Here is a 13,235-nt window from a genome sequence, read left to right as displayed (position 1 = left end):
TTGCCGCCATGGCCGAGGCCTACATCGTCGAAGCGGTCCGTACGCCCGTGGGGCGGCGCGGGGGAGGGCTCAGCGAGGTCCACCCGGCCGATCTGGGCGCGCATGTGCTGCGGGAGCTGATGGCCCGCTCCGGCGTCGACCCGGCCGCCGTCGAGGACGTCGTGTTCGGCTGCCTGGACGCGGTGGGACCCCAGGCCGGCGACATCGCCCGCACCTGCTGGCTGGCCGCCGGCCTGCCCGAGGAGGTGCCCGGGGTGACCGTGGACCGCCAGTGCGGGTCCTCCCAGCAGGCGGTGCACTTCGCGGCGCAGGCCGTGCTGTCCGGGACCCAGGACCTGGTGGTCGCGGGCGGCGTGCAGAACATGTCCCAGATCCCGATCGCCTTCGCCACCCGGCAGGCCGCCGAGCCGCTCGGCCTCACCCAGGGGCCCTTCGCGGGCAGCGAGGGCTGGCGGGCGCGGTACGGGGACCGGCCCGTCAACCAGTTCGCGGGCGCCGAGATGATCGCCGCGAAGTGGCGGATCAGCCGCCGCGACCAGGAGGAGTTCGCGCTGCGCTCGCACCGGCGGGCCCTGCGCGCGATCGACGAGGGCCGCTTCACCCGCGAGACAGTCCCCTACGGGCCGGTCGCCGTCGACGAGGGCCCCCGCCGGGACACCTCCCCGGAGAAGATGGCCGCCCTGGCGCCCGTCATCGACGGCGGGACCGTCACCGCCGCCTGCTCCTCCCAGGTCTCCGACGGCGCCGCCGCCCTGCTGCTGGCCTCCGAGCGAGCCGTACGCGAACAAGGGCTCACCCCACGCGCGCGCGTGCACCACCTCTCCGTACGCGGCGAGGACCCCATCCGGATGCTCACCGCGCCCATCCCGGCCACCGCCCACGCCCTGAAGAAGACCGGGCTGACCCTCGACGCCATCGACCTCGTCGAGATCAACGAGGCCTTCGCGCCCGTCGTCCTCGCCTGGCTGAAGGAGACCGGGGCCGACCCCGGCAAGGTCAACGTCAACGGCGGCGCCATCGCCCTCGGCCACCCCCTGGGCGCCACCGGCGCCCGGCTGATGACCAGCCTCCTGCACGAACTGGAGCGCACCGGCGGCCGGTTCGGCCTGCAGACGATGTGCGAGGGCGGCGGCCAGGCCAACGTGACGGTCATCGAACGGCTGTGAGCCGCCGCCGCACCTCCTCCGCCTCGGCCATCACGCGCTCCACCAGCTCCGCGCACGAGGGCAGGTCGCCGATCACCCCGGCGACCTGCCCGGACGCCATCACCCCGAGGTCGGTGCGGCCGTCCACCATCGCCGACCTCAGCAACGTCGGGGTGTTCGCGGCGAGCAGGACCTGGCTCCAGGTCAGGTCCTTGCCGCGCCTGAGGGCGCGACCGTCGCGCAGCAGCGCGCGCCAGGACAGCCCGGACAGCTCCCGGAAGGCGGCGGCCGCGCGGACGGCCCGCAGCAGGGCCCTGGCGCGCCCCGCGCGCTCCAGCGCGTCGACGAGATCCGTGCGCAGCATGCGGTGGGGCAGACCGTCCACCGCCCGGGTCACCGTCACGTCCCGCACCGTCGCCGCCAGGTACCGCGCCTTCACCGCGTCCGGCACCGTCGAGTCCGAGGTGAGCAGGAAGCGGGTGCCCATGGCCACGCCCGCCGCCCCGTAGGCCAGCGCCGCGACCAGGCCCCGCCCGTCGAAGAAGCCGCCCGCCGCGACGACCGGGACGTCCACCGCGTCCACCACCTGCGGCAGCAGCACCGACGTCGCCACCTCGCCGGTGTGCCCGCCGCCCTCGCCGCCCTGCACGATCACCGCGTCGGCACCCCAGGCGGCCACTTTCTCGGCGTGCCGGCGCGCACCCACCGACGGGATCACGACCACGCCCGCCTCCTTCAGCTCCGCGATCAGCTCGCGGGAGGGCGCCAGCGCGAACGACGCCACCCGGACACCGCCCTCCACGATGATCCGGACCCGCTCGGCGGCGTCCCCGGCGTCGGCGCGCAGGTTGACCCCGAAGGGCGCGTCCGTCCGCGCACGCACCTCACGGACCGCCTCGCGCAACCGGTCCGGGGTCATCGTCGCGGACGCCAGGATGCCCAGGGCTCCCGCGTTCGCCGCCGCCGAGACCAGCCGGGGGCCCGCCACCCAGCCCATGCCGGTCTGCACGATCGGGTGGCGGACCCCGACCAGCCGGGTCAGCGCCGTCTCCATCAGTGGCCGACCTCCCGCGCGCGCGTCGTCCCCGGGTCGAGCACCTCCCGGATCAGCCGCAGCTCCTCGGCGCTGGGCTCCCGGGTGTACGGCACCTCGTCCGGGACGGCCAGGTCGAAGCCCGTGGCCGCGGTGACCTCCCCGACCGTCGCCCCGGGGTGCAGGGACGCCAGCCGCATCGAGTGGTCCGGCGTGGCGAAGTCGAACACCCCGAGGTCGGTGACCACCCGGCGCAGCCGGTGATGGCGGGCGCCCGCCGCGTGGTCGTAGCCCACCCCGCACACCATGTCGACCCGCTCCACGAAGACTCGCGGGGCGTGCCTGGGTACCCAGTAACTGGTCGGGTGGTTCAGGGTGTTCACCGGGGCGCCGCGCACGCCGAGCAGCTGGCGCCGGGGCCGCCGCCAGTCGCCGACGCAGGAGATGTTCTGGTTGCCGTACCGGTCGAGCTGGCTCGCGCCCATCATCACGTGCCGGCGCCCGCCGGTGACCAGGTCCAGGTGCCGGATGTAGGGCAGCCAGCCCTCCGGCGTCCCGTCCGGGCGCACCAGCAGCGCCTCCCCGTCGGTCAGCATCAGGTCCGGCGCGAAGGTGAGCCGGGCCAGCCGCGCGCCGACGGACGGGATCAGGCCCATCGGGGCGGCCAGCACCTCCCCGTCGCCCCGCCAGGCCTCGGCGCAGGCGATGACGCAGTACTCGGCGCGCGTCACGGTCACGACGGCCTCCCCGTGAGATAGCGCTCGGCGAACTCCGGCCAGGGCGTGGTCGCGTACGCGCGCTGCGCGGCCTCGTCCCGGCCGTAGTCGGGCGCGCACGACGTGAAGTGCGCCCCGCCCGGGGCCTCCACCACCCCCGTCACGGTGTGCCGCCCGATCAGCAGGGTCTGCGGCGCGGCGCCCTCGGTCAGCTCGGCCGTGCCGACGATCCGCTCGCACGAGACGTAGGCCGCGTCCGCCGCCGCGCAGAACAGGTCGTCGAAGTACGGGTCCGGCCCCAGGTACTGCCCGTTGCCCAGCCGGTCGGCGCGGTTGACGTGCACCAGGGCCGCGTCCAGCCGCAGGGCGGGCATCGCCACGAACGTCTCCCCGTCGTCGTACGGCGACGTCACCGTCCGCAGGCCCGGGTTGACCCGCATGACGTCGGAGCCCAGCCCCGCCCGTACCGGCAGGAACGGCATCCGGTGCGCGGCGGCGCGCAGCCCCCACAGGAACATCGCCTCGTCCACCTCCGTCAGCTCCAGGTCGCCCCGCTCGCGGGCGGCGCGGTAGTGCGGCTCCAGCGGGATCGAGTCCAGGGTGACGAACGCGGCGACCAGCCGCCGGATCCGGCCGGCGGCGGCCAGCATGCCGACGTCCGGTCCGCCGCACGACACGACCGTGAGGTCGGTGACCGGTGACCGCAGCAGGGCCCGCACCAGGGCCATCGGCTTGCGCCGGGACCCCCAGCCGCCGATGCCCACGGTCATGCCGCTCTCCAGCCGGGCGACGGCCTCCTCGGCGGTCATCGTCTTGTCGGTCGTCGGCTCGTCAGGCATCCGCCCGCCCCCTCCCGAATCGGTCGCGCACCTGGTCGGCCACCCCGGTGAGCTGCGCCTCGAAGGTGAAGCCCTGCTCGAAGCGGTAGCTGCGGCGCACGTCGACCGGGTCGATGCCGTTGAGGGCGGCCTTGGCCAGGCGCAGCAGCCGGCCGTCCTTCGCGGCGATCTCACCGGCCAGCTCCAGCGCGGCGCCCGGCAGCTGCGCGCGCGGCACCACCCGCCACACCGAGCCGTGCGCCCGCAGCTCGGCCGCCGTGACCGTGCGCGAGGTGTAGTACAGCGCCCGCATCAGGTGCCGCGGCACCAGGCGGGCCAGGTGGGTGGCCGCGCCCAGCGCCCCCCGGTCCAGCTCGGGCAGCCCGAAGACGGCGTCCTCGCTGGCCACGATCGCGTCCGCGGTGCCGGCCAGGCCCACGCCGCCGCCCAGGCAGAAGCCCTGGACGGCGGCCACGACCGGCACCTCGCACTCGTAGACCGCCGCGAACGCCTCCGCGCAGCCGGAGTTGGCGCCGACCAGGGCCCGGCCGTCCGCCTGGATCTCCTTGATGTCCACCCCGGCGTTGAACCCCCGCCCCTCGGCCGCCACGACGACACACCGCACACCGGGGTCGCGGCCGGCCGCCCGCACCGCGTCGGCCAGGGCGAACCAGCCGGCCACCGGAAGCGCGTTCACCGGCGGGAAGTCGACGGTGACGACGGATATCCCCCTTTCGGGGGACGAGGTGGAGACACCCATGGCCGCATCAGCTACCTTTCCACCAAACGTTTGTTAGGTGAAGGGTAGCGTCGCATGGGCCTGCACGGAAAGGTCGCGGTCGTCACCGGCGGCACGCGCGGCGTCGGCGCCGGCATCGCGCGGGCGTTCGCCGACGCCGGCGCCCGGGTTCTGGTCTGCGCCCGCAGACCCCCCGAAATGCCGGTGGCCGGAGTGGAGTTCGCCCCCCTGGACCTGCGCGACCCGCCGGCCGTCCGCGCCTTCTTCGCCGCCCTGCCCCGCCTCGACGTGCTCGTCAACAACGCGGGCGGCACCCCCCACCGCCGGCTGACCGACGCGGACGCCGAGCGGCACGCGCGCGTGATCGAACTCAACCTCGTCACCCCCCTGACCGCCTCCCTCGCCGCCCACCCCCACCTCAGACGGGCCCGGGGATCCATCGTCATGATCGGCAGCGTCAGCGGCAGCCGCCCCTCACCCGGCTCCGCCGCCTACGGCGCGGCCAAGGCCGGACTGGAGAGCCTCGCCCGCTCCATGGCCGTCGAATGGGCGCCCGAGGTCCGCGTCAACACGCTCGTCGTCGGCATGGTCCGCACCGAGCTGTCCCACCTGCACTACGGCGGTGAGCAGGGGATCGCCGCCGTCGAGCGCACCGTCCCGCTCGGCCGGCTCGCCCGCCCCGCCGACGTCGGCGCCGCCGCCGTCTTCCTGGCGTCGGACGCCGCCGCCTACATCAGCGGCGCCGCGCTGCCCGTGCACGGCGGCGGCGAACGGCCCGCTTTCCTGGACGCCGCGACAGTCACCGAGGAGGACTGAGATGCACGCGAACCTCTGCGACGGCCGGGTGGCCGTCGTCACCGGCGCCGGGCGCGGTCTCGGCCGCGCGCACGCCCTCGCCCTCGCGGCCGAGGGCGCCCGCGTCGTCGTCAACGACCTCGGGGTGACCCTGGACGGCCGCCCCGGTCCCGACAGCCCGGCCACCCGCGTCGCCGACGAGATCCGCGCGGCCGGCGGCCGGGCCGTGGCCCACGCCGGCGACATCGCCACCGCCGAGGGCGCCGCCTCCCTCGTGACGACCGCCCTGGAGACGTACGGCCGCCTCGACACCCTCGTCAACAACGCGGGCTTCCTGCGCGACCGCATGCTCGTCAACCTCGACGAGGACGACTGGGACGCCGTCCTCCGCGTCCACCTCAAGGGCCACTTCCTCCCCCTGCGGCACGCCGCCGCCCACTGGCGCGCCGAGGCAAAGGCGGGCCGCCCGCCCGCCGCCCGCGTCGTCAACACCGGCAGCGGGGCCGGACTGCTCGGCTCGGTCGGCCAGGCCAACTACAGCGCCGCCAAGGCCGGCATCACCGCCCTCACCCTGGTCGCCGCCGCCGAACTCGCCCGCTACGGCGTCCAGGTCAACGCCGTCGCCCCCGCCGCCCGCACCCGCATGACCGAGCGCACCTTCGCGCAGGCCATGGCCGCGCCCGCCGACGGCTTCGACGCGATGGCCCCCGAGAACGTCTCCCCCCTGGTGGTCTGGCTCGGCTCCGCCGCCAGCGCCGGGGTCACCGGCCGGGTCTTCGAGGCCGAGGGCGGCCGGATCACCGTGATGGAGGGCTGGCGGCCGGGCCCCACGGCGGACAAGGGAGCGCGATGGAGCGCGGGGGAGGTGGGGGAGACGGTGACGAGACTGCTGGCGCGCGCGGAGACACCGGGGCAGGTGTACGGCCTCTAGCGACGCGGTGCGGCACCCGGCGGACCGGCACATCGGCACCGCACCCACCCCGGGCGGGACCGGCCGGGGAGGCGAAGCGTTCCTACGTGTCGCACTCCAGAACCGTCCGGCACAGCCCGCACCGCGCCCGCACCCTCCCCCGGACCGGCACCCGGATCCGCTGATGGCAGGTGGGACAGGGGAACGTCACCCGCCACGGACCGTCCCCGCCCGGCGCGAACGAGTACCCCGCTCCCTCCGCGCCCCCGCCCGGCCTGAGCGCCTGCGCCCGGCGCCGGTCCTGCGCGTACCGCCGGCGCCCCGCCCACCCGGCCGCCGTGAGCGGCGGCTGCCGCCCGTCGCGGCCGGCCCGCTCCCGCCCCCGCACGTACGCCTCGTACGCCGGAGCGCTGGTGAACCACGGCGACGGATCCTCCCCGAACACCAGCGCTCGTTTCGCCAGCACGTACCCGAACTCCTCCGGCGTGAGATACCCCAGCTTCTGCGAGGACACCCCGTCCTGCCGGAACGCGTCCAGCAGCAGCCAACCGGCGCCCATATACGTCGTCACCGTGTCCGTGAGGATCTCGTTGGCGCGGGTGCCCGGGAACGACAGGTCCAGCCGGTGCAGGTACACGTGCGCGATCTCGTGCGCCAGCGCCGCGCCGATGTCCCGCCGATGCGTACGGAACCGGGCGTTCAGCTCCACGAAGTACTCCGGGCCGGCCGTCAGCTCCACGCTCGCCGCCTGCTCCATCTCCCGGAAGCTCACGATCAGCCGCGCGTCCGGCAGCCGGAAGTGCCGCACCAGCGCACGCGCCACCCGCTGCGCCCCCAGATACAGGTCGTCGGTGTCGCAGAACGCCACATCGACCGGCGGCACACTGGTGTCGAAGGCGTGAACGGTGTCGTACGACAACCGCCGGTACAGCGCCGTGATCGCGTCCCGCACCGTCTCCAGATGCGGAAAGCCGTGCTCGACCGGTCCGCCGTTCGCCACGCCGCACCCCCAGGACAGCCGTGAACCCGATACCACTGTACGAGGAGGGCGCCCACTAGGGTGAACGCCCATGACCACCAGCAACACCGGAACCGGTGACGTCGACCCCGCCGTGCGCGAGGAGCTGGCGCGGCTGCGCGACAGCATCGACAACATCGACGCGGCCGTCGTCCACATGCTCGCCGAGCGCTTCAAGTGCACCCAGCAGGTCGGCCACCTCAAGGCCCGCCACCAGCTGCCGGCCGCCGACCCGGGGCGCGAGGCCCGCCAGATCGCCCGGCTGCGCGCCCTCGCCGAGAGCGCCAAACTGGACCCCGCCTTCGCCGAGAAGTTCCTCAACTTCATCATCGCCGAGGTCATCCGCCACCACGAGCGCATCGCCGAGGACACGGTCGGCACCGCCGGCTGACGCGCCCGTCCGGGCACGGACGGCGGCCGGTGCACGCCCCGACATCGCGCACGTACCGATCCGCCCCTGTGCCCACGCGACGCCATCAGGCAGCATGTCGTCCATGTCCGTACTGACGCGCGACGAAGCGCAGACCCGTGCCCAGCTGCTCGACGTCCACCGCTACACCATCGAGCTCGACCTCACCACCGGCGACGAGACCTTCACGTCCCACACCGTCATCCGGTTCTCCGCGCGCACGGACCACGAGGTGACGGACACCTTCGTCGAGCTCAAACCCGCCGAACTGCGCTCCGCCACGCTCGACGGACACCCCCTGGACCCCGGGTCCCTGGACGGCAACCGGCTCCCGCTGAAGAACCTCGCCCCCGGCGACCACGAACTGCGCGTCGACGCGCGCATGCGCTACTCCCGCACCGGTGAGGGCATGCACCGCTTCACCGACCCCGCCGACGGGGAGACCTACGTCTACACCCAGCTGTTCATGGACGACGTCCAGCGCGTCTTCGCCGCGTTCGACCAGCCCGACCTCAAGGCCGTCTTCGACCTCACCGTCAAGGCCCCCGAAGGGTGGACCGTCCTCGCCAACGGCATCACCGAGCACACCGGCGACGGCGTCTGGAAGGCCGCCACCACCCCCCTGATCTCCACCTACCTCGTCGCCGTCGCCGCCGGCCCCTGGCACTCCGTGCGCACCGAACACCACGGCCTGCCCTTCGGCATCCACTGCCGCCGCTCCCTCGCCCCCCACCTCGACGCCGACGCCGACGAACTCCTCGACGTCACCCGGCAGTGCTTCGACCGTTACCACGAGAAGTTCACCGAGCCCTACCCGTTCGACTCCTACGACCAGGCCTTCGTCCCCGAGTTCAACGCCGGCGCCATGGAGAACCCCGGCCTGGTCACCTTCCGCGACGAGTTCGTCTTCCGCTCCGCCGTGACCGACACCGAACGCCAGACCCGCGCCATGGTCATCGCCCACGAGATGGCCCACATGTGGTTCGGCGACCTCGTCACCCTGCGCTGGTGGGACGACATCTGGCTGAACGAGTCCTTCGCCGAGTACATGGGTTACCAGACCACCGCCGAGGCCACCCGCTTCACCGACACCTGGACCGACTTCGGCGTCGTCCGCAAGGCGTGGGGCTACGACGCCGACCAGCGCCCCTCCACCCACCCCGTCGCACCCGACGCCGTCCCGGACACGGCCTCCGCGCTCCTCAACTTCGACGGCATCTCCTACGCCAAGGGCGCCTCCGCGCTGCGCCAGCTGGTGGCCTGGCTCGGCGAGAAGGACTTCCTCGCCGGCATCAACATCCATTTCGAACGGCACAGGTTCGCCAACGCCACCCTCGCCGACTTCATCGACTCCCTCGCCGCCGCCACCGACCGCGACGTCCACGCCTGGGCCGAGGCCTGGCTGCGCACCACCGGCGTCGACACCCTCACCCCCACCGTCGGCGGCACCAACGGCTCGCGCACCCTCACCGTCGAACGCGCCGGCAGCCGCCCCCACCGCATCAGCGTCGGCCTCTACGACCAGGACCTCACCGACGAGGGCCGCCTCACCCTGCGCGAGCGGATCGAGGTCGACGTCCCGCAGACCGCGCCCCAGCCGCTCGGCAAGAAGCCGGCCCTGCTCCTGCTGAACGACGGCGACCTCACCTACGCCAAGATCCGCTTCGACGCGGACTCCTCCGCGACCGTGCGCACCGCGCTGTCCGGGCTGCCCGACCCGCTCACCCGCGCGGTCGTCTGGAACGCCCTGCGCGACGCCGTCCGCGACGGCGAACTCCCGCCCGCCGCCTACCTGGAGGCCGCCCGCGCCCACCTGCCGCACGAGACCGACCTCGCCCTCGTGCAGGGCGTCCTCGGCTTCGCCTGCGGCCAGATCGCCGACCGGTACGTCACACCCGAGCAGCGCCCCGCCGCCCTCGCCACCCTGTCCTCCCTGTGCCGCGACCTCATCCGCCGCACCGAGGACGGCGACCACCCCGGCCTGCGCCTGATCGCCGTACGCCACTTCGTCGACGTCGCCGCCCACCCCGAGACCATCGCCGCCTGGCTCGCCGACGGGACCGTGCCCGGCGGCCCGGAACTCGACGCCGACCTGCGCTGGCGGGTCCTCGCGCGGCTCGCCGTGCTGGGCGCGACCGACGAGGCCGCCATCGCCGCGGAGCTCGACCGCGACCCCTCCGCCACCGGGCGGGAAGGCGCCGCCCGCTGCCGGGCCGCGCTGCCCGACCCGGCGGCCAAGGCGGCGGCCTGGGACGCCATGTTCGCCGGCGACGACCTCTCCAACTACCTCTTCACCGCCACCGCGCAGGGCTTCTGGCAGCCCGAACAGGCCGAGCTGGTACGGCCGTACGTGGCCCGCTTCTACGCCGACGCGGTCGCCGTCGCCGAGCGGCGCGGGCCGGCCATCGCCGACGCGGCGGGACGGTGGGCGTTCCCCGTCCACGCGGTGGACGAGGAGGCGCTCCGCCTGGGCAAGGCGTGCCTCACCGACGGCGAGCCGATCCCGGCCCTGCGGCGCAAGCTCGTCGACCAGCTGGACGACCTGGAACGGGCGTTGCGGGTACGGACCGTGTCGGCGGGGTAGCCGGCCGACCGCGGGGACGCGGGGACGCGGGGGCGATGGGATGCGGGGACGCGGGGGCCGGTCGGGCGGCTCCCTGCGTCCCCGGGGTGAGTACGCCGATCCGCGTTTCACCGCTCGCGCCGGGCCGTGCGTCCACCCGCACGTACCCCCTTTCGGGTTCGTTCCCGCCACTTTTCGGGCGCAGTACCCCGAGGCCGTACAAGCTGGTGCGCATGAGCATGCCGCCTCTCGCCTCCGGCCGCCAAGGCGCCGCTGCCCTGAGGGAGTTGACCGGCGTCGTCCTGGACGCGCTGGAGGCCGGGACCCGGGCCCGCGGCGGGCCCCTGCCGGCCGGCGGGCCGCGCGCCGTCGCCGCCCGGGTACGGGACGCCCTCGGCGAGCCGCTGCCCGAGAGCGGCGACCCGGCCGCCCTCGCCGACCTCGTGCGGACCCTCGCCGAGGGCGCCGCCGACCCCGCCGACCCGCTGTGCGCCGCCCACCTGCACTGCCCGCCGCTCGCCGTCGCCGCTGCCGCCGACCTCGCAGCCTCCGTCCTCAACCCGTCCCTGGACTCCTGGGACCAGGCCCCGGCAGCCTCCGCGCTGGAAGCCCTCGTCACCCGGGCCCTCGCCCACCACGCGGGCCTGGCCGACGCCGTCGTCACCACCGGCGGCACCGAGGCCAACCAACTCGCCGTCCTCCTCGCCCGCGAGACCCGCGAGACCCACGCGACCCGCGCGGCCCGAGACAGCCGCGAGACGGCCGGCACGCCAGCGCCCCGCCACCCGCACGCCGGACCCCTCCGCCTCGTCCACGGCGCCAACGCCCACCACTCCCTGCGCCGCGCCGCCTGGCTCCTCGGCCTGCCCGAACCGGTGGTGATCCCCACCCCGGCCGGCACCCTCGACCCCGCCGCCCTCCACACCGCCCTCGCCACCCTGCCCGAGCCCCGCGGCCCGGTACTCGTCGCCGCCACCGCCGGCACCACCGACGCCGGCCTCATCGACCCCCTGCCCGACATCGCCGCCCGCTGCGCCGCCCATGGCGCCCGGCTGCACATCGACGCCGCCTACGCGGGCGGCCTGCTGTTCAGCGACCGGCACCGCCCCAAGCTCGCCGGACTCCACACCGCCGACACCGTCACCCTCGACCTGCACAAACTCGGCTGGCAGCCGATCGCCGCGGGCCTCCTCGCCGTCCGCGACCCCACCGACCTCACCGCCCTGCACCAGCGCGCCGACTACCTCAACGCCGACGACGACACCGAAGCCGGCCTGCCCGACCTCCTCGGCCGCTCCCCGCGCACCAGCCGCCGCCCCGACGTCCTCAAGACCGCCGTCACCCTGCGCACCCTCGGCCGCACCGGCCTGGGCGCCCTGGTCGACCGCGTCTGCGCCCTGGCCCAGGAACTCGCCGACCTCGTCGCCGACCGCCCCGGCCTCGAACTCCACGACCGGCCCACCCTCAGCACGGTCCTGTTCCGCCCCGCCGGCGCCCCCGACACCGCCGTGGCCGCCGTGCGCCGCACCCTCCTCACCGACGGCCACGCCGTCCTCGGCCGCGCCCGTCTCGGTGGCCGTCTCTGGCTCAAGGCCACCCTCCTCAACCCCTGCGCCCGGCCCCACGACCTGGCCACCCTGCTGAACCTGGTGGAAGGACACACCCCCCGATGAGCACCCTCCCCGACCCGCGCCCCGAACCCGACAGCCCCCTCGACCTCGTCGGCATCGGCATCGGCCCCAGCAACCTCTCCCTGGCCGCCCTCGCCCACCAGCGCACCGAACTCGACACCTTCTTCTACGAGCAGTGCCCCGCCTTCACCTGGCACCCCGGCCTGCTCCTCGACGGCGCCCGCGTCCAAGTGCCCTTCCTGGCCGACCTCGTCACCCTCGCCGACCCCGCCAGCCCCTGGACCTTCCTGAACTACCTCAGGGCCCGCGACCGGCTCTTCCCCTTCTACTTCGCCGAGCGTTTCCACATCCACCGTGCCGAGTACGACGCCTACTGCCGCTGGGTCGCCGACCACCTGCCCGCCCTGCGCTTCGGCCACCAGGTCGACGCCGTCCGCTGGAACCCCGAACGCGACCTCTTCGAGGTCGACTTCACCCAGCTCGACACCGACGGCGAGGCCGAGGCCCTCGGCCGCACGTACGCCAGGAACATCGTTCTCGGCATCGGCACCCGGCCCCACGTCCCCGACGCCCTGCGCCCCCTCGTCGACGCCCCCGGCGTTCCCGTCCTGCACGCCGCCGACTACCTCGACCACCGCGACACCCTGCTCGCCGCCGGCCACGTCACCGTCGTGGGCTCCGGACAGACCGGCGCCGAGATCTTCCTCGACCTGCTCCGCCACCGCCCCGCCGGCCGTGAACGGCTCCACTGGATCGGCCGCACCCCCGCCTTCGCCCCCATGGAGTACTCCAAGCTCGGCCTGGAGCACTTCACCCCCGACTACGCCCGCTACTTCCACGGCCTGCCCGAAGCCGTCCGCGACGAGCTGGTCCGCACCCAGTGGCAGCTCCACAAGGGCATCGACGCGGGCACCCTCGCCGCTGTCCACGACGAGCTCTACCGCCGCACCCTCGACGGAGGCTGGCCCGACGCCGTCCTCACCCCCGGAGTCCGCGTCCGCACCGCCGGCCGCATCGCCACCACGAGGGTCGAACTCCACCTGGAACACCTGGAACAGAACACCCGCTCCCGCCTCACCACCGACGCCGTCGTCCTCGCCACCGGCTACCGCGAACGCCCCCTCGACCGCCTCCTCGCCGGCCTCGACCCCTATCTGCGCCGCGACAGTTCGGAACGCCTCCGTATCGACGACCGCTACCGCCTCGTCACCGACCCCTCCGTCACCGGGTCCGTCTTCGTCCAGAACGCCGAACGCCACACCCACGGCGTCGGCGCCCCCGACCTCGGCCTCACCGCATGGCGCTCCGCCACCATCCTCAACACCCTCACCGGCAAGGAGCCCTACCCCCTGCCGGACCGCACCGCCTTCACCACCTTCGGCCTGGAACAGCGACAGCCCCAGATTCCGCCCGCCCGCCGGCCCAGGGCACTGACACCCCTGGTGGACGGAGTCTGAG

Annotated in this window: 12 protein-coding genes; 7 read left to right on the top strand and 5 right to left on the bottom strand. The window is 74.6% G+C overall.

What is annotated here, in order from left to right:
• Nucleotides 1-8 precede the first annotated feature (8 nt).
• Nucleotides 9-1,166 carry an acetyl-CoA C-acetyltransferase gene (locus AC3ET3_RS10920; RefSeq protein WP_432136005.1) on the top strand — a complete coding sequence of 386 codons (1,158 nt, stop codon included), beginning with the start codon at nt 9-11 and terminating at the stop codon, nt 1,164-1,166.
• Here AC3ET3_RS10920 and AC3ET3_RS10915 read toward each other — a convergent pair.
• The 4 genes from AC3ET3_RS10915 to AC3ET3_RS10900 are packed head-to-tail and all read right to left on the bottom strand — an operon-like array spanning nt 1,150 to nt 4,472.
• Entirely contained in the window at nt 1,150-2,199 is a 1,050-nt protein-coding gene (locus AC3ET3_RS10915) for an NAD(P)H-dependent flavin oxidoreductase (RefSeq protein ID WP_432136006.1), read from the bottom strand. The two genes, AC3ET3_RS10920 and AC3ET3_RS10915, sit on opposite strands and share 17 nt — an antisense overlap.
• Nucleotides 2,199-2,915 (bottom strand): CoA-transferase subunit beta, encoded by a 717-nt coding sequence (locus tag AC3ET3_RS10910; RefSeq protein ID WP_432136007.1) that lies wholly within the window; start codon nt 2,913-2,915, stop codon nt 2,199-2,201. Before AC3ET3_RS10910 ends, AC3ET3_RS10915 begins: the two co-directional genes overlap by 1 nt.
• The gene (locus tag AC3ET3_RS10905; protein ID WP_432136008.1) at nt 2,912-3,733 is read right to left on the bottom strand and encodes a CoA transferase subunit A; all 822 of its coding nucleotides are present in this window, start codon (nt 3,731-3,733) and stop codon (nt 2,912-2,914) included. Before AC3ET3_RS10905 ends, AC3ET3_RS10910 begins: the two co-directional genes overlap by 4 nt.
• A complete protein-coding gene (locus AC3ET3_RS10900) occupies nt 3,726-4,472 on the bottom strand; it encodes an enoyl-CoA hydratase family protein (protein WP_432136009.1) in 747 nt (248 codons plus the stop codon). Before AC3ET3_RS10900 ends, AC3ET3_RS10905 begins: the two co-directional genes overlap by 8 nt.
• A gap of 54 nt (nt 4,473-4,526) precedes the next feature.
• On the opposite strand from AC3ET3_RS10900, the gene AC3ET3_RS10895 reads away from it, so the two are divergent.
• Nucleotides 4,527-5,267 carry an SDR family oxidoreductase gene (locus AC3ET3_RS10895; RefSeq protein WP_435612033.1) on the top strand — a complete coding sequence of 247 codons (741 nt, stop codon included), beginning with the start codon at nt 4,527-4,529 and terminating at the stop codon, nt 5,265-5,267.
• Nucleotide 5,268: 1 nt separating this feature from the next.
• Nucleotides 5,269-6,177, top strand: a complete 909-nt coding sequence (locus tag AC3ET3_RS10890) for an SDR family oxidoreductase (RefSeq protein ID WP_432136011.1) — start codon at nt 5,269-5,271, stop codon at nt 6,175-6,177.
• An 82-nt stretch (nt 6,178-6,259) separates the two neighbouring features.
• On the opposite strand, the gene AC3ET3_RS10885 is transcribed toward AC3ET3_RS10890, so the two are convergent.
• Nucleotides 6,260-7,156, bottom strand: coding sequence for a hypothetical protein (locus AC3ET3_RS10885; protein WP_435612032.1), 897 nt, complete (start codon nt 7,154-7,156; stop codon nt 6,260-6,262).
• A 70-nt stretch (nt 7,157-7,226) separates the two neighbouring features.
• Between AC3ET3_RS10885 and AC3ET3_RS10880 the strand changes: the two genes are divergently transcribed.
• The 4 genes from AC3ET3_RS10880 to AC3ET3_RS10865 all read left to right on the top strand — a co-directional run bounded on the left by AC3ET3_RS10880 (nt 7,227) and on the right by AC3ET3_RS10865 (nt 13,234).
• Nucleotides 7,227-7,565: a chorismate mutase gene (locus tag AC3ET3_RS10880; protein ID WP_432136013.1), complete on the top strand. Its 339-nt coding sequence runs from the start codon at nt 7,227-7,229 to the stop codon at nt 7,563-7,565.
• 103 nt (nt 7,566-7,668) lie between these two features.
• Entirely contained in the window at nt 7,669-10,167 is a 2,499-nt protein-coding gene (gene pepN, locus AC3ET3_RS10875; RefSeq protein ID WP_432136014.1) for an aminopeptidase N, read from the top strand.
• Between the two features lie 212 nt (nt 10,168-10,379).
• On the top strand, nt 10,380-11,819 hold the full coding sequence (locus AC3ET3_RS10870; protein ID WP_435612031.1) for a pyridoxal phosphate-dependent decarboxylase family protein: 1,440 nt from the start codon (nt 10,380-10,382) through the stop codon (nt 11,817-11,819).
• Entirely contained in the window at nt 11,816-13,234 is a 1,419-nt protein-coding gene (locus AC3ET3_RS10865; RefSeq protein WP_435612030.1) for a lysine N(6)-hydroxylase/L-ornithine N(5)-oxygenase family protein, read from the top strand. The genes AC3ET3_RS10870 and AC3ET3_RS10865 overlap by 4 nt, the downstream gene beginning before the upstream one ends.
• The last annotated feature ends 1 nt before the right edge of the window (nt 13,235 follow it).

The organism is Streptomyces sp. bgisy159 (assembly GCF_057707805.1).
Note: the sequence above shows the minus strand (reverse complement) of the source record. Positions and strands in the feature narration are given on the sequence as shown.